Below are 21,852 nucleotides of genomic sequence, written 5' to 3' on the forward strand. Positions count from 1 at the left end.
GTAAAAAGCTATAAGTATCGCGGATATTCTTAGGCTTAGCCAATAGTTCGCTATTAGCGACTACTTCTTCTGCCAACCTAGCTTCATAGCTATTAAGAGCAGAAAAAGCAAAGGGCATTGCTTGATATTGTCTAACAGCTAAGTAGTGCTTAGCATGATAATTGCTTCGATTGCGTCCTACATAAGAGTTGTAGACAAAGCGTTGCGCATCATAGTTCAACTTAATGATTTTCTTTTGCTTAGAACTAGGATAAAAGCGAAGCTTAACGCCAAAATGATAGGCTAAGCTGCTCATTCTTTTCATGATTTCACCTCCTTCTGTAGATTAGATATTTATATTTTACAGGGAAGTCGAACGTATGTCTCTATTTTTTTAATAAAAAAGCTGACTGCTAGGTCAGCTTGGCCCTATCCATCCCCGCATTAAAATACGGGGATTTTCGGGCGTTTTTCATTAAAATGATCCACATTTTTAATACCAGCTAGGCTTATCTCCTTCAGTACCTGGCTTACCTAAGCCAATTGATTCGCCAACGTCTTCTTTAGGATTCTTGATCAAATGATAAACATATGCGGCAACTGACTTACGTGATACTTCAGTATCCTTGATTGGTTCACCCTTCTTAGACTTTTCATAATCTACTTCATCTTTATTGTCCATCCAAGTTGGACGAATAATGGTGTAGTCTAAGCCAGATTCTTCAATTCTCTTAGCAGCCTTGGCATATTCAGTAATGTAGTCACCTAAAGTTTCCTTGTTCCATTCACCAAACTTGCCTGGAACTTCATCATAAATGCCCAAAGTAGAAATCCAAATCAATCTCTTAACGCGGGCATTCTTCATTGCTTCAATAACGGCTTCTGCTTCAAGATCAATATCATCTTTGCCGCCTAAGTTAGCGTAAACAATGTCTTGGCCCTTCATAGCTTTTTCAAGTTGTGCGGCATCAGTTGCGCTGCCTTCAAAGATTGTAGCTTGATTCTTTTTATCTTCCATACGCTTAGCATTACGTAAAAATAATGAAGGTTGAACTTCTTTATCTGCAAACAAAAATCTTTCAGCAATTTGGGCTACTTGTCCGTGAGCACCAAGTACTACAACTTTAACCATAATTTTTCTCCTTTTTAATTATTTACAAAATTCTTTAATCAAATCTAATAGCTTAAGGCTACGCACTGCATAGCTATCGTGTGTTTGACGTGGCATAATAACTAATCTCGCATTGGGCATAAATTGACTATACCAGCGAACGTGTTCCACCTTAACCCAATCTCTTTCTCCAACTACACAAAGTGTTGGTATCGTGATTTTCTTCAAATCATCAACAGAGATAAAGGACTCGGTTAATTCGACACGACTATCACGATCAAGCTTCAAAAAGCGGTGAAACCCTTCAGTTAAGTAGTGGTATGGACGAATGCCGGCACCATTAACAAATACCCCAGCAACAATCATTTTCTTAAAAATTGTTGGATATTTTCTAGCTAGCATCATCGCAACTAATCCACCTGCATCAAAACCGAAGCAGTAACATCCTTCGATGCCTACTTGCTTAATAAAGGCATAAACGTCTTCCACTTCAGTATGATAGTGTTCCGCAATATCACCTTCACTTAATCCATGACCACGCATATCGAGTACATAAACCGTGTAATAAAGAGAAAGTGGGGCAACGATTTTATCAAACATGCCCCCATCTAGATGGTGACCATGTAAAAGAAGCAAAGGTGCCCCTTTGCCTAGTTTATGATAATAAAATTCGATGCCATTAACTTTTTCTTTCATAAAAACCTCTCTTATTGAGCGTCACTATCACGCAAGGCTGAACGATCTAGCTTTTTACGAATCTTTTCTTCTTCACGATCTTTCATAATAGTTTTAATGATCTTGTGCCATACACGATAATTACCGCGAAAATTATCCGCTACCTTCTTAAAGTTAGGTTGGTGAATAATACTGCCTTTTCTTTGCCAATAATGATAATACGGCTTTTGAGTATAGTACACACCTCTAGCTACTGAAGTATATTTAACGTTAAAAATCTGATCCTCTAATAAAGAGATATCACGATCAAATCTTAAGTGATATTTATTGATAATCGCTGTTTTATAAGCTTTGTTCCAGCTATATCCCTTCATTGGTGAACCAAATACATTAGTTAATTTAAGGTAAGTTTCACCACGTGTTAAAAATCCACCTTCTGGGTGGCCAACAACACGTTCTTTTTTATCAGGGTAATCAATCCAATAACCGCATGATACAAGATTTACATTTGGATGTTCTTCAAAGGCACTAATAAAGAATGCAGTATAGCCTGGATCTACCCAATCATCGCCATCATGAAAGGTGACATATGGCGTGTCGATATACTTTATACCAACATTACGTGCGTCAGAAGGCCCTCCATTTTCCTTTTGAATTAATTTGAAATATGGAAAACGGGAGGCATAGCTTTGCGCTACCTCAACCGAATTGTCAGTTGAGCCATCATCAACCACAATTAGCTTAAATGCTTTATTAACTTGCTTAAGCAAAGCATCGAAAGCACGTGGCAAGTATTGTGCCGTATTATAAACCGGCATAATAATAGTTAACTTTGGCACTTGTAACATAATGTCCCCCTTTATTGCTACTTATTATATCATCTTTAAGAATCAGTTCGAAATTAAGAAAGTTTTAGAATATGCTCCTATTAAATTTTTAAAAATTTCTAGTATAATGAGGCGTATTAAACAGAATATATTTTCGATGAAGAGGAAGAAGATTAATCATGAAAAAATCACTTACATTAATTACGGCAATTTTGCTTAGCGTTGTCGCGATACTTTCTTTTGGCAAAAAACAGACAGTACTCGCTGACGACGACACCCCAGTGGTCACTCTGGGAACATCTTTAACCGAATCACAAAAACAAGGTACTCTGAAAACTTTAACTGCTCCATTAAATGGCGGCAATTATCAAACCATTACAGTTACTGGTTCAGACCTAGTTAAATATTTAAACCCATCTGGCGATAATTTCACCACTTCATCTGGTGTTTGGTCCAGTGCAATGATTCAAAAAACAAATAGTGGCTCTGGAATCAACGTTAAAATTTTAGACTATAACGGTAAAAACAATATCACAACTATTACCGCTAACCAATACAAAAATGCAGCTTTAACCGCAGGAATTACTGATGCTAATATTTATGTAACCAGTGCTATTCCGATTGATGGTTCTGGTGCTTTAGCCGGTGTTTATGCCGCATATGCTAAAAACGGTAATGCTTTAAATCAAAAACAAGTTAATGCAGCTCAAGATGAAATGAATACTTTGAGTGGCATTACCCAAGACAACAAGGGCAAAAAAGGTTATTCTGATGCTCAATTGAACAATGCGGTTGCTGGCGCCAAATCAGAAATGGCTAAACAAGGACAAAATATTTCTGACAGCCAAATTCGTGATATTGTGAATAATCAAATTAATATTAATCACTTAGGCAACACCATTAACAACAATCAAAAGAATCAAATTATTAATTTGTTAATTGAAATTCGTGATTCTGGTGCTTTAAAGAATGGAGATTTTAAAGGCCAAGCTGCTAAGCTTTCTAACCAAATTGAAAATGGTGCTAAGAACATCTTCAATAAATTCAACACTCCTGAAAACCGCAATCTTTTCCAACAAATTTGGGATAGCATTGTCAATTTCTTCAGTGGTTTGTTTAAGTAAACAAAAATACCTGATTTTTTGAAATCAGGTATTTTTTTATGCTTTTTACATTTTATTGTCCATATAGCGATTTAATTCATGATCCACAAATTCATTGCCTCGATTATTGGCGTGGCCTTTAGTCCATTCAAATGTACTATCTGGGAAATGCTTAAGCAAACGATCAAGTTCTTGCCATTCTGCCACATTTTTTAAAGGTCCGCCAGAACGCTTCCAACCGCGTTTCTTCCAACCGGCTAACCAGTGCTGATTAATTGCATTTAAAACATACTTAGAATCTAGCACAAACAATAAATGCTTTTCATTAAAGCCAAGCTCAATTAGTTTTTTCAAAGCATTAATCAAAGCAGTCTGTTCCATCTTATTGTTAGTTGCACCATATTCACCGCCTGAATCATGAACTTCTTGATCATCCCATTCAATCAAATAAGCCCACGCTGCTTTATCAGTTTTCTTAACATGGCCGCCCTTATATACGCCTGTATTACGAGTACCGCCATCAGTATAAGTCACTGCAAAAAACTCTACGGTTGAATGCGCCGTTACTTTTTTAGCTTGTGGCTTATTTTTTACTCTATTACTTTCTTGTTTAATCTTGGCAATGGCATTTTGCAAGGTATCTTCACCCTTTTGCAAAATATCTCCCTGAGTCCCATTGTTTAAACCTAGATAGTCAGTCGCATCAGTAATATTTTCAAATGACTTATACTCTGCTCCGGAAAAACCATCTACCTGCTTTTTTGCATCATCCCACGTGCGGTAGACGCCTGGTACACGACCATTTTTTACAGCATAAAACTTCATGATTCACCTCAAAAACAAAAAATCTCTACCCAATGTTAAAATATAATTATTATTCATTATAGGGAATTATGTAAGAAGGTGGCAAAAATGTTCTTTAACTCCAAAAAATATGCCGAAGAGGCTGAAAAGAACCATAAATATGATCTAAAACAAGAACCCAGCATGTTTAACATGATCTCATTAGGTCTGCTTGCTTCCTTTGCCCCTACACGTATCTTTCTCAAGTTACGCAAACGACACATCGAAAACAAGGCAGTAATTCAAGAAAGTTCAGTAAAGCAAGTTCCTATTATTTACTTCCATGGCTTTCGCGGTGGAGATTACACTACTAATGTAATGGTTCATCAAGCAATGCATGATAAGAGAACCGATAAATTTTTAAAGGTTACGGTTGATTTATTAGGCAACTTCAAATTAGAAGGTACTTGGTCCGGCGATGAGCATCCTATTGTACAGGTTGCCTTTCGTCAAAGAATTGTGGGAATTTACGGCATTGATTATTATCTTAGCTTTGTTTTACCCTTTCTTTCTAAAAAATATCACTTCAAAAATTATATTGCTGTAGCTCACTCCTTAGCCTGTCCTTGCATCATTAGAACGGAAATGAAGCATGCCTCTAGTAAAACTTTCCCTCATTTAATTAAATGTGCGTTAATTGCCGGCCCCTTTGACGGTGTTACTTATCTAGGCGATATTCCTAACGTAAATATTCTTAATGAAAATGGCCGTCCTAGTGTCATGAATCCTCATTATTTATATTTGCTTTTTAATCGCCGAAAATTCAATTCAAATATTTCAGTGCTAAATATCTACGGCAATGTTCTTGATAACACTAACACTGATAAATTTATTTCTGTAGTTTCAGCTAAAAGCATCCGCTACATTTTGGCTCCTAAAGCACATTTCTACCAAGAAGTAGAAGTTCGCGGCAAAAATGATGCAGAACATAGTTGGATGCATGATAATCCATTCGTTATTGATATTGTTGATAAATTTCTCAATTTAAAAAAATAGACTGTATTTGGGAGGAAGAACATGGTCTGGTGGCATGATTTTATCAGAATTATCTTTATTACTAACACACTCCTTGCTTTTTACATCGTTTTCCACCGAAGGCGATCAGTTTCTACAACTTGGGCCTGGTTAATTATTTTGCTTATTTTTCCAGTAGTTGGTCTTACTCTTTATGCATTTTTCGGCCGGGGTATTTCCCAGGAAAATATTTTTTCAATTAATAAGCAACACCACATTGGCTTACGCAACGTTCAAAAATCAATTGCCAAAGCACCCAAAGAAGTCAGCCCCTCTGACACTTCTAAATTAGGCGAAATCGCGATTCATTTTTTTAACCGCAATAATGAATCGCCTCTCACCAAAAACAACAACGTGGAACTCTATACTGAGGGTGAAACCTTCTTTCATGATTTGCTCAAAGACATAGTTCGAGCAAAGGAAACTATCAATGTAGAGTTTTATACTTTTTATAGCGACAATATTGGTAACCGCGTTTTACAACTTTTAATCCAAAAGGCTAAACAAGGTGTAAAAGTACGAGTTATCTATGATGCCTGGGGATCAATGGGTGCAACCAAGGCCTGGTTTGATCAATTACGCAAAGCCGGCGGAGAGGTTTTGCCTTTTATTACTTCCAGAAATATGATCACTAGATATCGAATTAACTATCATTTGCACCGTAAGATTGTTGTAATCGATGGGCGTATTTCCTGGACTGGTGGCTTCAATATCGGTGATCAATACTTAGGAAGGAAAAAGAAATTTGGTCATTGGCGTGATAGTCAGGTGCGCATCGTCGGCTCTGCTTCTTTGTTATTGCAAGAGCGATTCGTGATGGACTGGAACGCTTCTATCAAACGTCCTGAACAAATTATTCGCTTTAACGATACGCTTTTCCCTGATCTTGATGAAAAAAAGATCCATCGCGGAGATGTTGCTACACAGATCATTTCTGATGGCCCTGACCGTTATATTCCCTATATGCGTAACGGTATGATGCGCTTAATGCAGCTAGCGAGAAAAAGATTATGGATTCAAACACCTTACTTAATTCCTGACGATGCCGTCTTTGCCACATGGCAAACTATCGCTATGTCTGGTGTCGATGTGAGAATCATGATCCCGTGCAAGCCCGATCACCCTTTTATTTACCGGGCTTCTCAATGGTATGCCAATGAGCTTACACGCTGCGGCGTAAAAATTTATATTTATGAAGACGGCTTCTTACATGCGAAGACTACTATCATCGATGATTATTTTTCTACCGTTGGTTCGATGAATCAAGATTATCGTTCATATGATCTTAACTTTGAAGACAATGCCATTTTCTATGATAAAAAATTTACTAAAAAAATGATCGAAGTTTTTGAAGCAGATATGAAAAAATCTCACTTGCTTACTCACGAGGAAATAAAAAAGCAAGGTCGTATATTACGAACCTTGCAAAGTTTTTCACGGATGCTTTCCCCAATCTTATGATTGGATTTCAACGGGAATATTTTTACCTATATATTTTTGCAATGCGGCAATAACTTCGTTAGCTTGAATCCGAAACCGCATCATATATGCCTTATTATTGTTAGTTCTAAAAATGGCCATTACTAATGGCTTTTTAGGATTAGGGACATTAATTAATGTGACACTAGAGATTTCATCGTACTTAACCGTTCGCTTAAAGTAACCTGAAACCACCATTTTTTTAGGACTAAAACCTGAAAAACCATCAACTATGCTAATTAACAAGAATAAGGCTAAAAATACGTTTAAACCTGGATCACCTTTTTCAATGTAGTTCCAGGTAAAACCTAACCAAATAAAAATAATTGCCCAAACGATTGAGGAGATACGATAGTGTCCACGAAATTCTACTTTAGCTTGCCAATACCAACTGTAGCAAGCATAAGCTAGCATCAATATATTAACTACAATGTAAAAATAAGACATATAAGCCATAAAAATCCCCTCAAAAAATTTATTTCTTTTAATTATAACAAAGACAGGATTCATAATTAAACAAACAGATTATAGAACAGAGGCATAAACTATGAAAAAATCTGATTTAATAGAATTGCAACAAGAAATTGATAAAGCAAACCACATCGTTTTTTTAACCGGCGCAGGTGTCTCAACTCATTCAGGCATTCCTGATTATCGTTCAAAAAATGGGATTTATAACGGCGTGCAAGAAAGTCCGGAAAATATTCTTAGTGAAAGCACTCTTTACAACCGTCCAGAATTTTTCTACCAATTTGTAATGAATAATATGTATTTCCCAGACGCTAAACCCAACCTAATCCACCAAAAAATCGCTCAAATTTGCAATCAAAAAGGTGATCTTATTACCCAAAATATTGATTGTTTGGATACGAAAGCCGGAAATAAACACGTGACAGAGTTTCATGGAAATCTATATAATATATATTGTACTAAATGTCACCATTCAATTTCTTACGAAAAATATTCTCAAAATTACATCCATCAAAATTGCGGTGGCATTATTCGACCAGACATAGTACTATATGGTGAATCAATTAAGCCTGAAACTTTAACTAAATCCGTTGAAATTATGCAAAAATCTGATTTAGTTATTATTTGTGGGACAAGTTTTGTAGTTTATCCATTTGCTCAACTTTTGGCCTATCGCAATGAGAAAGCAAAGATTTTTTCCATTAACAAAACTAAGATTCCTGCATCAGGAATTAAACAAATTATTGGTGACGCTCTTGATGTATTTAAAATATTGAATTAATATAACATTTAATATTTTCAAAGTGAAAATTTATGTAGGTGGTGAAAATATGGCAGAGGTTTTTTATTATGATTATGTGACGATCAAACCATGGACTTACTTTTTAACAGCTTCCATATTTGGTTTGACTTACGTAGGGCTCAAAGGTGACAAAAGCGTTTCTCCCATTTTTAGCTTTTATCCTCACCGAATGCTTGTACATGATCCTAAAAAATTAGCTCCATATATTGAACAATTAAAAGAATATTTCGCTGGAACAAGAAAAAAGTTTGATGTTCCGATTGATATTTCTGAATTTGGCACTGAATTCCAAAGAAAAACATTACAAGTTGTGCAAAATCTTCCATATGGTTTTACAGCCAGTTACGGTGATATTGCAACATCATTACCTAACGCTACTTCTGCACGCGCAGTAGCACATGCGGTAGCGTTAAATCCTGTTTTGATTTTTATTCCAGACCACAGAGTTATTCTCTCCAATAATCAAGTGGGAACTTATCGTCTAGGACAAAAAGAAAAAGTTAGGTTAATTGATTTAGAAAAGAGTCATATGCATGGCAATCTTTAAAATGTATGCCCCATTTTTTGACCTAGGCAACTGGGCTCATGTTTTAACCAGTGGTAAAGATTGGATGATTATCCTAACCCTGATTTTAATGGAATGTTTGCTTTCCGTTGACAATGCCGTAGTTTTAGCAGCACAAACACAAGTGTTGCCTACAAAAGCAGAAAAGGAAAAATCATTATTATATGGTTTATGGGGTGCCTACCTTTTCCGCTTTATTGTTATCGGAATTGGAACATATTTAATTCATTTTTGGGAAATTAAATTAGCTGGTAGTATTTATTTATTCTACCTAGCTTTTAAGTTTTTCTATGATCAGCGTCACCCTAAACAAGCCGCTGAACGTGAAAAAGAAAAGGAAGAGCGTGAGGCCGCTCACCATAAAGGAAAGAAAAAGAAGAAACACGTTTTGTCTTTATTCTGGCGAACGGTTATCTCAATTGAATCCATGGATATCGTATTTTCTATCGACTCAGTTCTGGCGGCATTAGCTGTCTCAAGTAATCCTGTCGTAGTTTTAATCGGTGGAATGATCGGTATTCTCTGCATGAGAGGGGTTGCCGAAATAATTATTAAATTAATGGATATCATCCCTGAATTACAGCCAATGGCTTATCTATTAATTGGGATTATCGCCTTAAAATTACTTTTAGCACTTCCACCTCTTCGTTTTGAATTACCAAACATGGTTTTCGCCATCATTGTTTTTACTATTTTAACTTTGACTATTCTTTTCCACTTCTGGCGTGTTAAACGTCATGGACATAAGCATATTTAAAATAAAAAAGCTTATCTGTTATGATAAGCTTCTTTATTTACTTCAATTTCTTTTCTACATATTTCTTCAAAACAACCGCTTGATTATGTTCCCTATTTTTAGCCCCATAAAGAAAGAGTACATCACCTATTTTCAATTTCTCTTGTACAGTTTTGATAAACTCAGGCATAAAATCATTGGCATCTAATTCTGTAATATACTTTTGTTCAAATTCCGGGAACTTCTCATCCTCATGATTAAACCATTTTCTTAAATCATTTGTCGGTCCAATCTGCTTATCCCATTCATCCAGGGCCGCTTTAACTTTGCTTATTCCTCGTGGCCACATACGATCAACTAATATTCTATAGCCAGCAGGTTGCTCATGATCATAAATTCTTACTAATTTTATTTCACTCATTTGAAAGAATCCTCTCTTTTAGATTAGTCTATAACTAAGATTAAAAAATTTAAACCAGAAAGGCGTTAAATGAACTACACAAATTACTTTACTAATCGTCCAACTGATGAAATTACACACGATTTAATTGGACGACCTCTTATTTATAATGAGGGAAAAGAAAAATTAGGTGGCTATATTGTCGAGGCTGAAGCGTACATGGGCAAAGATGATCGTGCAGCCCACTCTTATGGCGGTCATCGCAGTCCCGCTAACGAAGGACTTTACCGCCGCGGCGGCACCATTTATATCTACGCACAAAGACAATATTTCTTTTTTGATGTTGCCTGTCAAGAAGAAAATGAACCACAAGGGATTCTTATCAGAGCAATTGAACCTGTTTGGGGAATTGATACTATGATTAAAAACAGAAACGGCAAAAGCGGCGTTTTGCTTACTAATGGCCCAGCCAAAATGATGCAGGCTTTTGGAATACACGACAAGAATTGGAATTTGCATTTTCTTTCTGATTCTCCATTTATAATTGATCTTGAAGACAAACACAGAAAACCTGCCCAAGAGATTATTGCAGATAAACGCGTGGGTATTAATCAATCTGATCCTATTTGGGCTAATAAAAAACTACGTTATTACGTAGCTGGAAATCCTTACGTTTCAGATATGAAAAAGAGAAATTATGCTAAAAATAATGGATGGACTTGACATATTTTAATTTTTCTTTTATTATCTTTCCATAGTTAAATAATTTTCCAATGCAATAGAGGTTGCGACAACCACAAGATAATTCAGAGTCCGCGAAGACAATGAAGGTTATCTTAGGGCTGCCGCCGAAATGGATTTAACATTCGCGTGTTGATCTGTTGGGCTATAGAACAATATTCTATAGACTGTCCTGGTTAGTCCCCAGGGAGCGCTATAAGATTTGGTTTTAATACTGATGATTATGACCTCGTTGCTGATGAAGCACCGAGGTTTTTATTTACGCTTTATTGTATTGGCTTTATGTTGAAAACATTGGAGGGTTTTTCATTGAAGTCAAGATTTAGATGGATTGCAGCATTACTAACAATCCTGATCGGTTTATTTATTGGATTCAGCTTTAACAGCCGCGAGACTCAAGCTGCTAAAAAAGATTCCAGCGTATTAAAAATAGGTATGGAAGCTAACTATCCACCATACAATTGGACTCAACCTAAGAAGACAAACGGTGCTGTGCCAATTGATGGCTCAAATTCTTATGCAAATGGTTATGACGTTCAAATCGCCAAAATTATTGGTAAGAGACTTCACAAAAAAGTTGTGGTTGAAAAGACTCAATGGGATGGTTTATTACCTGCTTTAACTTCCGGCAAAATTGATTTAATCATCGCTGGTATGAGTCCTACTGCTGAAAGACGTAAGGCTATCAACTTTTCAGAGCCATACAGAAAGAGTACTTTCGTTGTTATTACCAATAAAGCAAGTAAATACTCAAATGCTAAGAAATTATCTGATTTTAAGGGTGCTAAGTTAACTGCTCAACAAGGTACTTTGCACTACGATTTAATCAAGCAATTAAAGGGTGCTAAGCGTGAACCAGCTATGCGTGACTTCTCAGCCATGCGTCAAAGTTTAGCTTCTGGTACCATCGATGGTTATGTTGCAGAAGACATCGAATTCGAAAGTTACCACAGCGTTAACCCTAACATCATTGCCGTTAACTTGAACAAGATGGCTGGTTTCCACGTTGATCATGATGATTCCGTAACTAGTATTGGTGTTAAAAAGGGCAACACTAAATTACTTAACGAAGTTAACGCTACTTTAAGAACTATTTCTAACAAAAAGCGTGAACAATTGATGTCACAAGCCGTTAAGGAACAACCTAAGGCTGGTAACCAAACTAAGAAGGAAAACTGGTTAGTAACTACTTGGAAGCAATACGGCGGCATGATCATGTCCGGTATTGGTATGACTTTACTTTTAGCCTTAGTTGGTACTATTGTTGGTTTCTTTATCGGTTTGCTTGTAGGTATCGTTCGTACCATCCCTACCCCAACTACTCGCGGTAAGCGTTGGGCTTTAAACTTCGTAAAATGGTTATTATCAGTTTACGTTGAAATTTTCCGTGGTACTCCAATGATGGTTCAGGCCGCTGTAATTTACTACGGTATTGCTCAATTCTGGCACTTAAACTTAAACAGAACTATTGCCGCTTTAATCATTGTTTCAATCAATACTGGTGCCTACCTTGCCGAAGTTATCCGTGGTGGTATTATTTCTACTCCAGAAGGACAATTTGAAGCAGCTAGTGCACTTGGTATGACTCACAACCAAAGAATGTGGCATATCATCTTGCCTCAAGCTATTAGAAACTGTTTACCATCAATCACCAACGAATTTATCGTTAACATCAAGGATACTTCAGTATTGAGTATCATCTCAGTTTCTGAATTGTTCTTCGTTGGTACTACTATTGCCAGTCAATCATTCAAGTTCTTCCCAACTTACTTAATGATTTCGGCAATCTACTTAATTTTGACATTTACTATTACCAGAATCTTCAACTTTATTGAAAAGAAACTTGAAGGTAAAAAGAACTACAACTTGATGGCTAACCAAGTTCAAGTTGGTACTCCAAAAGATGCGGAGGCAAACAATTAATGACTGAATCAAACGAAGTAATTTTAAGTTTAAAGCATATGCAAAAGTCCTATGGGGCTCACAAGGTATTGAAGGACATTTCTTTCGATATCAACAAAGGCGAGATCGTGACCATCATTGGTCCTTCCGGTGGTGGTAAGTCTACTACCCTTCGCTGCATCAACTTGCTCGAAGAACCTACTGGTGGCGAGATCGATTTCCACGATGAAAACATTTTGGCACCTGGTTACAACCGTAATACCTTTAGATCCAAGGTCGGCATGGTATTCCAGCAATTCGACTTATTCGAAAACAAGAATGTTTTGGAAAACTGCATGATCGGCCAAGAATTGGTCCTCAAGCGTTCAAAAGACGAAGCACGTAAGATTGCTATGGAGAACCTTAAAAAGGTTGGTATGGATCCATTTATCAAGGCTAAACCACAACAATTATCTGGTGGTCAACAACAGCGTGTTGCTATTGCCCGTGCGATTTCAATGAATCCAGAAGTTTTATTGTTCGACGAACCAACTAGTGCCCTTGACCCAGAAATGGTTGGCGAAGTATTAGACGTTATGCAAAAGCTTGCTACAACCGGTTTGACGATGGTGATCGTTACCCACGAAATGGGCTTTGCCAAGAGCATTTCAGACCGTGTATTGTTCATCAGTGACGGTATCATTACTGAACAAGGTTCACCTGATCAAATCTTTGATCATCCAAAGAATGAAAAGACACAAAAGTTCCTGAGTAACTTCAGAAAAATGGACTTTTAAAATTTTAAAAGCAGAGAAGTTTGATTACTTCCCTGCTTTTTTAGTTTATAATTAATAAAAAATTAATTGGAGGAATATTTATGAATGAAAGAGTGTATTACTTCGTCAAATCGTATGATGAAGATTTACCAAAACCACCAGCAGAAAGTTTTGGTCAAATTTTAAACGAAACCTACTTGCATCCCTTCGATTGGAGCGCAAGAACCACTCGTAAGTCCTACTGGTGGAGCGTCTTAACCAACTTCATTATTGCCATTTTAGCTATTGTAGTTGGCTTCTATGCTTTCAATGAGGGCCTTAATCCAGGTATCAGAGTAATCGACGCTGTTGTTGCGATTGCTATCTATGTCTGGGTATTTCTAGCTGGCCTTGGTCAAATGATCCGTCGTTTGCATGACGTTGGCTACAGCGGCTACTGGTACTGGGCTACCTTCACTGGTTATGGCACAATGTTTATGTTTTACTTAGCACTTCAGCCATCTGTCCAACACAAGGTTAAATGGGGCAAGTACTTGTTCAGCGATCAAGATTATCCTGAGGACGGCGCAAAAAGTAATGTTCCTATACCAACTATTGGTCAAATCTTGAAGGAACACTTCTTTGACTGCTTCAAGTGGGATGCTAGATCTACTAGAACCTCATTCTGGGTAGGTACTGCAATTAGCCATGTTATCATGACAATCGGCGTACTTGCTTGTTACCTACTTGCTTTCATGCTTTTAGCTCCTTTCAGCGTTACTGAATTTGATTCTGGCGATGCCAAGGTAATCGGTGTAATCTTCATCATTTTTATTATTTTCTTTATTGCAGCAGCTATTTGGGCCTTTTTAGCACAATTAGGTCACACTGTTCGTCGTCTGCACGACGCAGGCTTTAACGGTGGTTGGTGGTGGCTGGGCGTAATTCCTTACGTTGGTCAACTGTTGCTAGCATTCTTGCTCTTCCACCCTACTGTCCAAAATGAAGTTAAATGGGACAAATATTTATTTGATCCAGAAGATCGAATTAGATAGATCAAAATTAAAAAGATCATTCCTATATGGGGATGATCTTTTTAAAACTCATTTTCTATTTTGAATTGAGTTTACAAAAAATAGCGCTTTTTTACGTTTTAAATAATATCCTTATTTTCCTTAATGCGAGCTAATTTCCAGCCCGTATCAAAATACGTCTTGCGCGTTTGACGCAAATCATCATAATCACTTTGTAAACTATCAATGGCATCCTGTAAGCTCTTATTTTGCTTTCTAATCGCATTTAGCTCAGGATCATTGATCACACCCTTAAGGTGTACTTGAGCCGCTAAATAGCGCCGACGATGCTCAAATTCTTCTCTCAAAGTACCCAGCGCATCTTCATACTTAACTAGCTTTTTATTGATCTCAGAAATTTGATCATTCAGTTGAATAAACAACTTATAAGGCATATCCGACTTAATTCGGTTGCATTCCGCACAAGCTAAAGTTAAATTATCTAAGCTGTTGTTGTGACTAAGAGAAACAGGATCCTTATGATCTACGCTGCGGCCACGTCTGCCGCAATATTGACAACGGTATTTATACTTGGCCCGAATGCGTTCACGATCAATAAAATCAACTTCGTTTAACTGGAAATTGATCTCCAAATCCATTCCCTTTAAATTTTGCTCAAAAGTTACGCCTTGGTTAGGCACATAATTAAGCTTGCCATCTTCGCTTTTAATTACCGCCAAATTCAAATCAGACCTTTTAATCTGTTGGCGGGCGATTTCATTGCCATCATAATCTTGTAAAAAGGCCTCGTATTTTTTACGGTCCTTTTTATTTTTCACAATAAAACCTGATTGATCTTGTTTCTTTGCACCGACAAACGTGTAAAGCAAGCTTTGAGCAAAAGTTGCGACCGCATCATTTGCGTAATCTTCCGGATTCAGGTTGCGCGTGATACAAATGTCGCAAATACTGGTCAACTTAGGATTCATTAACCCCTCTTGCTTAAAATGCAAAGAGTCCATGCGTAGCCCGCATGAACTACATTGAAATTTCACCTAATCATCCCCTAACAATAGAATGCTAAAAGCTATTCGTTGCATCTTATCCTTTCCCGCGAAATCACCTTTAAAAAGATCTGGCAAAATTTTCTTAATAAAGTATTGTACGCAAACTAAATCGTCGAACTTCTTGATCGTTTCAAGACTTTCCTTGAACATTTGCATATAAACCGGGTTCGGATTACCTAATTCGATTTCTCCATAAGCTTCATATAACAAATCTAATTTATCACAGATTGATAAAATTTTACCCTCTAAAGTATCATCTTTGCCTTCTGAGAGACGTTTAGTATAAATTTCTTGAAATTCTTCTGGAATCTCATCCTTAATGAACTTGGTGGTCATTGTTTCTTCAACGTCACCAATCATCTTTCTAAGTTGAGGAGTAGCGTATTTAACCGGTGTCTTAATATCACCGATGAAACGTTCAGTATAATCGTGATTCAAACTCTTTTCGTAAAGGGCCTTCCAATTGATCTTCTTATTGCCGTGAACTTCTTCGATATCACCCATCATTTGTGCGAGTTCAGCCGTTCTGAAGCAGTGATCAGCTACTGAGTGGTGGTGGTACTTGAAGTAACCTGGTGCACGATCGATTGACTCTAAACTGTTAAAACCTTGAATGTATGCATTTAATCCCATTTTTTGTCCTCCTCTTAAAAATTTATTGCTAAAAATGTTTAAAAATTTTTACTATGTTATCAAAAATCAAAATAAGATGCAAATATAGCTGCCATAATGGTCGGTATCCTAGCTTTGCGACGAGCATTTGCCGGGATGCAAGAACAAGTGAATAAATAAAAACAAAAATAAAAAAAGTCCCACTTTTGTGGGATTTTTTTATAGCTTATCAGCATCTAAAGCAGCCATTGTCGTCAATGCGGCATCATAATAATTATTTCGCGGTAAATGACGCGCAAAAATATACTGCTGAGACATGAACAAATCGTCATAGCCTTCATTTCGATTGAACGATACGGCATCGAAAATCGGTGCACTGAAGCTGGCAGACTGGTACTTGTTTAATGGCTTGCCTTTTAGAGTATAGCCTGCTGTTATGGTGTTTTGCTTACTAAAGAATTTAAGCATCCTCTTTAAAGTGTTCTGTGCTGAGCGATCATTGCATCCCGCCAACATCATCGGAACACGACAAGCATTAGCAGAATAGTAGCCATCATTTTCTGTTGAAATAGTCTTGGGCTTAACCGGTTTGGCGTCATTTTTGCTTACCCAAGCAAAATCAGGCACTAAGCCAGTTTTATTTTGATGACTGAGCTGGTTAAGTCGCTTAAGCATCGTATTTTTGATCACGAGCCAGCGCTTATCATCTGTTTCTTGATAAAAGTTGTCGAAGAATTCCGGCATCACATCAGAAGTCCGCATTAAATTGTAGTACTTGGACTTCGAATCAGCCCAGTCTCCGACAGTCAGCGTTTCAGTATCAGGATTGTACTCATAGCGCAAAATATCTTGCAAAATGGCATGCGCTTCTTTTTGATACTTATCATCATGCCACTGCTTGCTGGCTAGTAATAATGCCTGGGCAATAAATAAGTCACCGTCTGTGGCACTATTTTTATTAATCGTCCAGTGACCATTATTTTCAACGGCACGCCAAGACATTAATGCTGTCTTGTCTTTATTAATCGTTTCGCGGTGCTTGAGATAAAAATTATTCAGTTGATCAAAATATTCTTTCTTGCTCCACTTTCTTTTAGCAGACAAAACAGCAATATACATGCCGTAGCCTTGCCCTTCAGATAGCGCGGTTCTGGTTTTTGTTTTTGGCGTCGTATCAATAAAACTCTCTTGTTTATTAACTTTAACAACGTAATCTTCGTGCCATTGTCTATAAAAATTGTGGCGCAATTGGCTACCGTTTTGCAATCGTACATATGCCATAATCCCTGAAAAAATAGCGATAATAACTATAAAATACAGGGATAAATGATGATTATGATTTAGTCTCTTCATTTTTCTTCCTTAATCGGCAAATCTCTTCGTCTTAACCCACTTAGTACTATCACGGTGGAACAATCTATCGGCCGTAACTGAACATACTGCATGAACGGAAACTACGATAAACAATTGCGAATATGAGAAATATGAGGCCAAGGCTAGCCAAATTTGCCCAGTAGTTGCCTGACCAAACTGCGTACACATGGCCGCATAAATTTGCAAAATATAAAGCAAAATCATCAGTAGCCAATTAAGCAACAAAATCTGTGCCAGCAAGATGTTGCTTGAAGTAATTGTGAATGGCAATTGCACTCCTGGCTGCCAAATGTGGACGATCATTGCAATCACATTGGCTAAGAAAATAATGTCAGACAAAATAATTGCGGCATTAAACCAGAAGAAAGTACATGAGTAATAAAACGTTTCTAGTTTTACGCGCCAATTGCTTCGATCAAACAAGTGCTTGAAGTTGTTGATGACCACTTCGTAGTTGCCTTTAGCCCAGCGCAAACGCTGGAAGTAATAGTCCTTCAATCTTTCTGGTTCTTGCTGGAAAGCTTCAGAGTTATAAGCCAGTGCAATCAATTTGCCTGAGCCCATAATCTTAAAGGAAATATCGGTATCTTCGGTCAAGGCACCATTACGCCAGCCACCGATTGATTCTACATATTCTTTATTAATAATGAAATTAGTACCTGGAATTCGGCCAATTTTGAATAATTGCCAAATACCGCAGTGTTGAATTCGCTGCGTTACAACGATCTCTTGGTTGATACATCTAGTTAAAAAGTTCTGCTTAGCGTTACGCGTTTTATTTCTACCAAAAGCCGCCATATAACGCTTAGGATTTTCCAACACTTTTCGAACTAAAAAGTACAGCGCATTGCTTTCAGGCATGGCATCCGCATCATAAACGCCTAGGTATTCACCGTGAGCAATTTTCAAGGCATCGTTTAAAACTCCGGCCTTACCACCGGTACCAGTTCGTCTAATTACTTTAGCGTTACGATTTTTAAACCTTTCTTCTGCTAAAACACTGTCTAGAACATCAGCAGTATGGTCCTCACAGTTATCCGCGTAAAATAAGACTTCTAATTTATCCTTAGGATAATTAAGATTCAAAATTGCTGTCGCCGTATTTTTAATTACCAATTCTTCGTTATGGGCTGGGACAACGATCGTCACTTTAGGATAACGAGGAAGCGGTGTGATTTTAACTAAAACCTTGCTGTGCCTTAGCCAAAATGCAATTGCCCCACTTAGAGTAATCATCGACATGAGCAGCGATAGCCAAATCGAAATCAACGTAATTATCTGCATTACATCACTCATTGTCATTCTTCCTCTTCGATTTAATCAAAGTCTGGTTCACATTACTTAAAATTTTTAATGTACAAAAGAAAATGATGAAAAAACAGATGCTAAAAATCAACGTAATGCCAACTGCCAAAAAGTAAAACCAATTAGTCATTTTGATCAGCCTTCAAATATTCCACAATGATATCTGTTTCTAGGCCTCGTTCCAAATGCTTAAAGAGCTTGTCCAGATCAGAAAACTTTTCACAGTTTTGCAAGTTTACTTTCTGAGTTGCTACCTTAAGCATCAACGGAATTCCGGTATCCAATTTTTGCAAAGCAATGTAAGCTTGCTCATCTAATTCCTTATACATCTCATCTGTAACTCTAGGTGAAAGGATCAAGAATTTACCATCGCCAGTGTAATAGATAAACTCGCATCTTAGGCGTGTCTCCTTTAAAATCTTGGCAATCTCACGTAATAACTTGGCATGATATTGTGGATGGTGCTCTTCGACTTGTTGGTGATGTGCCCAACTGATCAATTCCGCATTAACCCAAATATTCATGTCAGGGTAACGTTTCATCTTTCTCAGATAATCTTCATAAAGTTTACTTGCATTGTAATAAGTCTGCAGCTTCACGTTTAAATCATAGTGGCCTATCAAGCGCTTAGCATCGCTTTCACGACCAAAGACAATACTCCAGTCCAAAATATGGTGTCGCACCACACTTAATAAAATTGCTTCAACCGGAAAGGCAATAATCAAGAATGTCTTTTCAGTACTTGCCATTACCACATACCCCAGCAGCAAAAAAGCAACTGCAACTGTAGTCAAAATAATAATCAGCCAACTAACTAAGTATCTAGCTGAAAATAGGCCAACGAAGATTGCTAATACAAAAATCATTAACAAACCGTTAATCACGTTAATTTGGAAAGAATCCGCTAGCCAAAATGTAATAATTGGAAAAAGCAGTGCTGCCAGCAGTGCTGCCAGCAGTGCAAAATATACTAGTCTAATATATTTTTTATTCATAACCTAACCTTCTCAAAATTCCCATTGCATGAAAAAAGGCTACTAACAAATCTAACGATCTCTTAGTAGCCCTCCTCTGTTTCTTAATTTTAAAAAACGAAATTACTTGTTTTCGTCTTTTGCGGCCTTGTTCAAGAAAGCAACAACTGCTGCTACGTGAGCAACACGCTTCTTTGCGTTTCTCTTGTTCTTAGGTCTTTGGTTTGGTTCACAACCAGTGTTGTAATTTTCACCTTTACGCATATGCTATACTTCCTTTCAGATTTTCGAAAATCTAGTATAGTTTACCATGTCCAGCCCTTCAGATCAAGTCTTCATGCAGATTCAAAATTTTTCGGCAGATGCAGGACAACAATATAATTTAAGATTCGCGTAGCATAACTAGCATCCTTTTGGAAACTTTTAATTGCCTTTTTAGCTAAATCAACTCGATCAGTAATTAAGCCATCAACTTGTTGATACATCATCTTCTTCATTAATTTTTCGTCATTAACTGTCCAGGCATAAACAGGACGATCCTGCAAATGGGCTTGCCAAATAAAGTCTGAATTCAAGGTAGAATATTCCATTGAATATCCACTAGCAACACTTTGCGGATAAGTAAAATTATAAGGTTGAATGTAAAAGACAACCAAACGTGGATTAATTAAGTGCAGTCCTTCAACCACGCGATAGTCGAGTGATTGTACTTGATACGTATTTTTGAGAATCGTTTTGCCATATTTTTGATTAAAGCGCTGCAGCATTTTCTTCGAATCTTTAGCCGTCGTTTTAATTTCAATTAGCAATTTTTGATGCAGTCTTTTGGCTTCCTCAAGATATTGATCAAAGCTAACTAACTTAGCATGATAGCCGTCTTCTTTGGCAGTTAACTTTTCTAATTGCCGTAAAGTTAAATCATTCGGGGCTTTATTAACTCCTGTTAGCTTCAATAAATTCTCATCATGAATTACGATAAATTTTTTATCCTTAGTTTCATGAACATCAATTTCAACGTAGTCCGGCTTTTCTTTAGCCGTTTTTCTTAATGACTGTAACGTGTTTTGTACGCCATTTTTATCATCAACGCCGCGATGAGAAATAATTACTGGCACTTTAGCATTTACACTAGTCAAATATAAATAATTGGTGGATATTGCATTAATCATTACTAGTACAAACACAACTAATGTACTTAGAATTATCTTTTTAGTTTTACCTGTTTGACTTATCTTTTCTTGCCTTAAGGCTTTCAAAATAATAGATAAGCCCAGTACACTAACATAGACTAACGCTACTTCACTAATAATTTGAACAAGCGAAAGATTGATAATGGCTACAATTAACGGACATTTCCCAGGTAATAAATCAACTAATAGCTGCAAGCAATACATTGCTAAATAGAAAATTGTCATGACTGCTGCAGATAAAACGGCTAAAACAATAATCCTCCAGCAAATCGTCCGCCAACGGTAGTGCGCCGTTAATCGCCAACTTCTTTTTACTGCTTGCGCTGACTTTAAGTGGTCAAAAACGATGATGGGTAAAGTAAATACTAGCCTTGCACCAAGGATCAAAGTGGCTAAATAAAACGCAATCAAAACGGCTAACAAGATTGGCGTTCTCGTCAGATAATCCAAGATAAATTCTGAAATCTGCACTTTGCTTAAAAGTGGTGTTCTAAAGATGACATCGGCTAACGGTACTACCAATAAAAAATAGAGCATCAAAATAAAAAGCGTGCCCAAACGAATTTTTTTGATATTTTGCCAAGTTTGAATAAAACTATTTTTCCACGTAAAAACTTGATGCTTAATATCCCAAACGCCATGAAGTAAATAAGCTAATTGCGCATACAAGATTACTAATAAAAGCAGCAACTCAATTATCAAAATTAAAAAGGCAACCGTATGCGTCGTAATGATCGTCACTACATTTTGATAAGATACGAACGGAATAGCACTAGCCTGCAAAACAAAGGTTGTAATATAGCGAAAAAATGGAATAACAATAAATTGATTAAATAAACTTAATCCCATAAAAAGTAGCAGATACCGCAGCCAATTTTGGCAAAATTCACGACTACATGCTTTTATTTCTTTGACAAAAGTCATTGTTCTTCCCC

Annotated in this window: 24 protein-coding genes and 1 riboswitch; of the genes, 10 read left to right on the top strand and 14 right to left on the bottom strand. The window is 37.0% G+C overall.

The window, feature by feature from the left end; translation table 11 throughout:
- The 4 genes from CP368_RS03390 to CP368_RS03405 form a co-directional block, all read right to left on the bottom strand.
- Nucleotides 1-304 (bottom strand): helix-turn-helix domain-containing protein (locus tag CP368_RS03390; RefSeq protein WP_158227420.1); only part of this gene is annotated, 304 nt, incomplete at its 3' end.
- A 168-nt stretch (nucleotides 305-472) separates the two neighbouring features.
- Nucleotides 473-1,111, bottom strand: coding sequence for an NAD(P)H-binding protein (locus CP368_RS03395; protein ID WP_087176613.1), 639 nt, complete (start codon nucleotides 1,109-1,111; stop codon nucleotides 473-475).
- A gap of 18 nt (nucleotides 1,112-1,129) precedes the next feature.
- Entirely contained in the window at nucleotides 1,130-1,786 is a 657-nt protein-coding gene (locus tag CP368_RS03400; protein ID WP_025005599.1) for an alpha/beta fold hydrolase, read from the bottom strand.
- Between the two features lie 11 nt (nucleotides 1,787-1,797).
- Nucleotides 1,798-2,613 carry a glycosyltransferase family 2 protein gene (locus tag CP368_RS03405; protein WP_098043866.1) on the bottom strand — a complete coding sequence of 272 codons (816 nt, stop codon included), beginning with the start codon at nucleotides 2,611-2,613 and terminating at the stop codon, nucleotides 1,798-1,800.
- Nucleotides 2,614-2,771: 158 nt separating this feature from the next.
- Here CP368_RS03405 and CP368_RS03410 point away from each other — a divergent pair, with 158 nt between their 5' ends.
- Complete coding sequence (locus CP368_RS03410; protein ID WP_025005601.1) at nucleotides 2,772-3,716, top strand: DUF1002 domain-containing protein; 945 nt, start codon at nucleotides 2,772-2,774, stop codon at nucleotides 3,714-3,716.
- Between the two features lie 45 nt (nucleotides 3,717-3,761).
- On the opposite strand, the gene CP368_RS03415 is transcribed toward CP368_RS03410, so the two are convergent.
- Nucleotides 3,762-4,520: a ribonuclease H family protein gene (locus CP368_RS03415; RefSeq protein WP_087176616.1), complete on the bottom strand. Its 759-nt coding sequence runs from the start codon at nucleotides 4,518-4,520 to the stop codon at nucleotides 3,762-3,764.
- Between the two features lie 87 nt (nucleotides 4,521-4,607).
- On the opposite strand from CP368_RS03415, the gene CP368_RS03420 reads away from it, so the two are divergent.
- Complete coding sequence (locus CP368_RS03420; protein ID WP_098043867.1) at nucleotides 4,608-5,534, top strand: alpha/beta hydrolase; 927 nt, start codon at nucleotides 4,608-4,610, stop codon at nucleotides 5,532-5,534.
- 21 nt (nucleotides 5,535-5,555) lie between these two features.
- The gene (gene cls / locus CP368_RS03425) at nucleotides 5,556-7,013 is read left to right on the top strand and encodes a cardiolipin synthase (protein ID WP_087176617.1); all 1,458 of its coding nucleotides are present in this window, start codon (nucleotides 5,556-5,558) and stop codon (nucleotides 7,011-7,013) included.
- On the opposite strand, the gene CP368_RS03430 is transcribed toward cls, so the two are convergent.
- A complete protein-coding gene (locus CP368_RS03430) occupies nucleotides 7,008-7,487 on the bottom strand; it encodes a hypothetical protein (RefSeq protein WP_098043868.1) in 480 nt (159 codons plus the stop codon). The genes cls and CP368_RS03430 overlap by 6 nt on opposite strands.
- Nucleotides 7,488-7,578: 91 nt before the next feature.
- Between CP368_RS03430 and CP368_RS03435 the strand changes: the two genes are divergently transcribed.
- Genes CP368_RS03435 through CP368_RS03445 form a run of 3 tightly spaced genes read left to right on the top strand, consistent with a single transcriptional unit; the run spans nucleotide 7,579 to nucleotide 9,626 of the window.
- Nucleotides 7,579-8,283, top strand: a complete 705-nt coding sequence (locus CP368_RS03435; RefSeq protein ID WP_098043869.1) for an NAD-dependent protein deacylase — start codon at nucleotides 7,579-7,581, stop codon at nucleotides 8,281-8,283.
- Between the two features lie 49 nt (nucleotides 8,284-8,332).
- Complete coding sequence (locus CP368_RS03440; RefSeq protein ID WP_025005607.1) at nucleotides 8,333-8,851, top strand: methylated-DNA--[protein]-cysteine S-methyltransferase; 519 nt, start codon at nucleotides 8,333-8,335, stop codon at nucleotides 8,849-8,851.
- The gene (locus CP368_RS03445) at nucleotides 8,838-9,626 is read left to right on the top strand and encodes a TerC family protein (protein ID WP_025005608.1); all 789 of its coding nucleotides are present in this window, start codon (nucleotides 8,838-8,840) and stop codon (nucleotides 9,624-9,626) included. Before CP368_RS03440 ends, CP368_RS03445 begins: the two co-directional genes overlap by 14 nt.
- Before the next feature lie 37 nt (nucleotides 9,627-9,663).
- Here the strand turns inward: CP368_RS03445 and CP368_RS03450 are convergent, their stop codons facing one another.
- A complete protein-coding gene (locus CP368_RS03450; RefSeq protein ID WP_087176621.1) occupies nucleotides 9,664-10,026 on the bottom strand; it encodes a DUF488 domain-containing protein in 363 nt (120 codons plus the stop codon).
- Nucleotides 10,027-10,095: 69 nt separating this feature from the next.
- Here CP368_RS03450 and CP368_RS03455 point away from each other — a divergent pair, with 69 nt between their 5' ends.
- The 4 genes from CP368_RS03455 (at nucleotide 10,096) to CP368_RS03470 (ending at nucleotide 14,437) form a co-directional block, all read left to right on the top strand.
- On the top strand, nucleotides 10,096-10,728 hold the full coding sequence (locus CP368_RS03455) for a DNA-3-methyladenine glycosylase (protein WP_087176622.1): 633 nt from the start codon (nucleotides 10,096-10,098) through the stop codon (nucleotides 10,726-10,728).
- Between the two features lie 48 nt (nucleotides 10,729-10,776).
- Nucleotides 10,777-10,950: riboswitch (Lysine riboswitch) on the top strand.
- 105 nt (nucleotides 10,951-11,055) lie between these two features.
- Nucleotides 11,056-12,669, top strand: a complete 1,614-nt coding sequence (locus CP368_RS03460) for an ABC transporter substrate-binding protein/permease (protein WP_098043870.1) — start codon at nucleotides 11,056-11,058, stop codon at nucleotides 12,667-12,669.
- Nucleotides 12,669-13,424, top strand: coding sequence for an amino acid ABC transporter ATP-binding protein (locus CP368_RS03465; protein ID WP_098036530.1), 756 nt, complete (start codon nucleotides 12,669-12,671; stop codon nucleotides 13,422-13,424). The genes CP368_RS03460 and CP368_RS03465 overlap by 1 nt, the downstream gene beginning before the upstream one ends.
- An 80-nt stretch (nucleotides 13,425-13,504) precedes the next feature.
- Complete coding sequence (locus CP368_RS03470; RefSeq protein WP_098043871.1) at nucleotides 13,505-14,437, top strand: DUF805 domain-containing protein; 933 nt, start codon at nucleotides 13,505-13,507, stop codon at nucleotides 14,435-14,437.
- Between the two features lie 98 nt (nucleotides 14,438-14,535).
- Here CP368_RS03470 and CP368_RS03475 read toward each other — a convergent pair whose 3' ends face one another.
- From CP368_RS03475 to CP368_RS03510, 7 genes are all read right to left on the bottom strand, one after another.
- Nucleotides 14,536-15,450, bottom strand: a complete 915-nt coding sequence (locus CP368_RS03475) for an HNH endonuclease (RefSeq protein ID WP_087176625.1) — start codon at nucleotides 15,448-15,450, stop codon at nucleotides 14,536-14,538.
- Nucleotides 15,451-16,095 (bottom strand): YfbR-like 5'-deoxynucleotidase, encoded by a 645-nt coding sequence (locus CP368_RS03480; protein WP_013436958.1) that lies wholly within the window; start codon nucleotides 16,093-16,095, stop codon nucleotides 15,451-15,453.
- A gap of 198 nt (nucleotides 16,096-16,293) precedes the next feature.
- Nucleotides 16,294-17,427, bottom strand: coding sequence for a glycosyl hydrolase family 8 (locus CP368_RS03485; protein ID WP_199161205.1), 1,134 nt, complete (start codon nucleotides 17,425-17,427; stop codon nucleotides 16,294-16,296).
- A 9-nt stretch (nucleotides 17,428-17,436) separates the two neighbouring features.
- On the bottom strand, nucleotides 17,437-18,744 hold the full coding sequence (locus CP368_RS03490; RefSeq protein WP_098043872.1) for a glycosyltransferase family 2 protein: 1,308 nt from the start codon (nucleotides 18,742-18,744) through the stop codon (nucleotides 17,437-17,439).
- Between the two features lie 131 nt (nucleotides 18,745-18,875).
- A complete protein-coding gene (locus CP368_RS03500; RefSeq protein ID WP_098043873.1) occupies nucleotides 18,876-19,748 on the bottom strand; it encodes a hypothetical protein in 873 nt (290 codons plus the stop codon).
- Nucleotides 19,749-19,850: 102 nt separating this feature from the next.
- Nucleotides 19,851-19,991 carry a hypothetical protein gene (locus CP368_RS03505; protein ID WP_003548644.1) on the bottom strand — a complete coding sequence of 47 codons (141 nt, stop codon included), beginning with the start codon at nucleotides 19,989-19,991 and terminating at the stop codon, nucleotides 19,851-19,853.
- Between the two features lie 71 nt (nucleotides 19,992-20,062).
- Entirely contained in the window at nucleotides 20,063-21,841 is a 1,779-nt protein-coding gene (locus CP368_RS03510; RefSeq protein WP_098045753.1) for a glycerophosphoryl diester phosphodiesterase membrane domain-containing protein, read from the bottom strand.
- Nucleotides 21,842-21,852 lie beyond the last annotated feature (11 nt).

Source organism: Lactobacillus sp. UMNPBX17 (assembly GCF_002553735.1).
Classification (GTDB): Bacteria; Bacillota; Bacilli; order Lactobacillales; family Lactobacillaceae; genus Lactobacillus; species Lactobacillus gallinarum.

Excerpts from the sequence above, each read along its gene's own strand:
- CP368_RS03395 (WP_087176613.1), bottom strand. The coding sequence starts at position 1,111 with ATGGTTAAAGTTGTAGTACTTGGTGCTCACGGACAAGTAGCCCAAATT.
- CP368_RS03400 (WP_025005599.1), bottom strand. The coding sequence starts at position 1,786 with ATGAAAGAAAAAGTTAATGGCATCGAATTTTATTATCATAAACTAGGC.
- CP368_RS03405 (WP_098043866.1), bottom strand. The coding sequence starts at position 2,613 with ATGTTACAAGTGCCAAAGTTAACTATTATTATGCCGGTTTATAATACG.
- CP368_RS03410 (WP_025005601.1), top strand. The coding sequence starts at position 2,772 with ATGAAAAAATCACTTACATTAATTACGGCAATTTTGCTTAGCGTTGTC.
- CP368_RS03415 (WP_087176616.1), bottom strand. The coding sequence starts at position 4,520 with ATGAAGTTTTATGCTGTAAAAAATGGTCGTGTACCAGGCGTCTACCGC.
- CP368_RS03420 (WP_098043867.1), top strand. The coding sequence starts at position 4,608 with ATGTTCTTTAACTCCAAAAAATATGCCGAAGAGGCTGAAAAGAACCAT.
- cls (WP_087176617.1), top strand. The coding sequence starts at position 5,556 with ATGGTCTGGTGGCATGATTTTATCAGAATTATCTTTATTACTAACACA.
- CP368_RS03430 (WP_098043868.1), bottom strand. The coding sequence starts at position 7,487 with ATGGCTTATATGTCTTATTTTTACATTGTAGTTAATATATTGATGCTA.
- CP368_RS03435 (WP_098043869.1), top strand. The coding sequence starts at position 7,579 with ATGAAAAAATCTGATTTAATAGAATTGCAACAAGAAATTGATAAAGCA.
- CP368_RS03440 (WP_025005607.1), top strand. The coding sequence starts at position 8,333 with ATGGCAGAGGTTTTTTATTATGATTATGTGACGATCAAACCATGGACT.
- CP368_RS03445 (WP_025005608.1), top strand. The coding sequence starts at position 8,838 with ATGGCAATCTTTAAAATGTATGCCCCATTTTTTGACCTAGGCAACTGG.
- CP368_RS03450 (WP_087176621.1), bottom strand. The coding sequence starts at position 10,026 with ATGAGTGAAATAAAATTAGTAAGAATTTATGATCATGAGCAACCTGCT.
- CP368_RS03455 (WP_087176622.1), top strand. The coding sequence starts at position 10,096 with ATGAACTACACAAATTACTTTACTAATCGTCCAACTGATGAAATTACA.
- CP368_RS03465 (WP_098036530.1), top strand. The coding sequence starts at position 12,669 with ATGACTGAATCAAACGAAGTAATTTTAAGTTTAAAGCATATGCAAAAG.
- CP368_RS03470 (WP_098043871.1), top strand. The coding sequence starts at position 13,505 with ATGAATGAAAGAGTGTATTACTTCGTCAAATCGTATGATGAAGATTTA.
- CP368_RS03480 (WP_013436958.1), bottom strand. The coding sequence starts at position 16,095 with ATGGGATTAAATGCATACATTCAAGGTTTTAACAGTTTAGAGTCAATC.
- CP368_RS03485 (WP_199161205.1), bottom strand. The coding sequence starts at position 17,427 with ATGAAGAGACTAAATCATAATCATCATTTATCCCTGTATTTTATAGTT.
- CP368_RS03490 (WP_098043872.1), bottom strand. The coding sequence starts at position 18,744 with ATGAGTGATGTAATGCAGATAATTACGTTGATTTCGATTTGGCTATCG.
- CP368_RS03500 (WP_098043873.1), bottom strand. The coding sequence starts at position 19,748 with ATGAATAAAAAATATATTAGACTAGTATATTTTGCACTGCTGGCAGCA.
- CP368_RS03505 (WP_003548644.1), bottom strand. The coding sequence starts at position 19,991 with ATGCGTAAAGGTGAAAATTACAACACTGGTTGTGAACCAAACCAAAGA.
- CP368_RS03510 (WP_098045753.1), bottom strand. The coding sequence starts at position 21,841 with ATGACTTTTGTCAAAGAAATAAAAGCATGTAGTCGTGAATTTTGCCAA.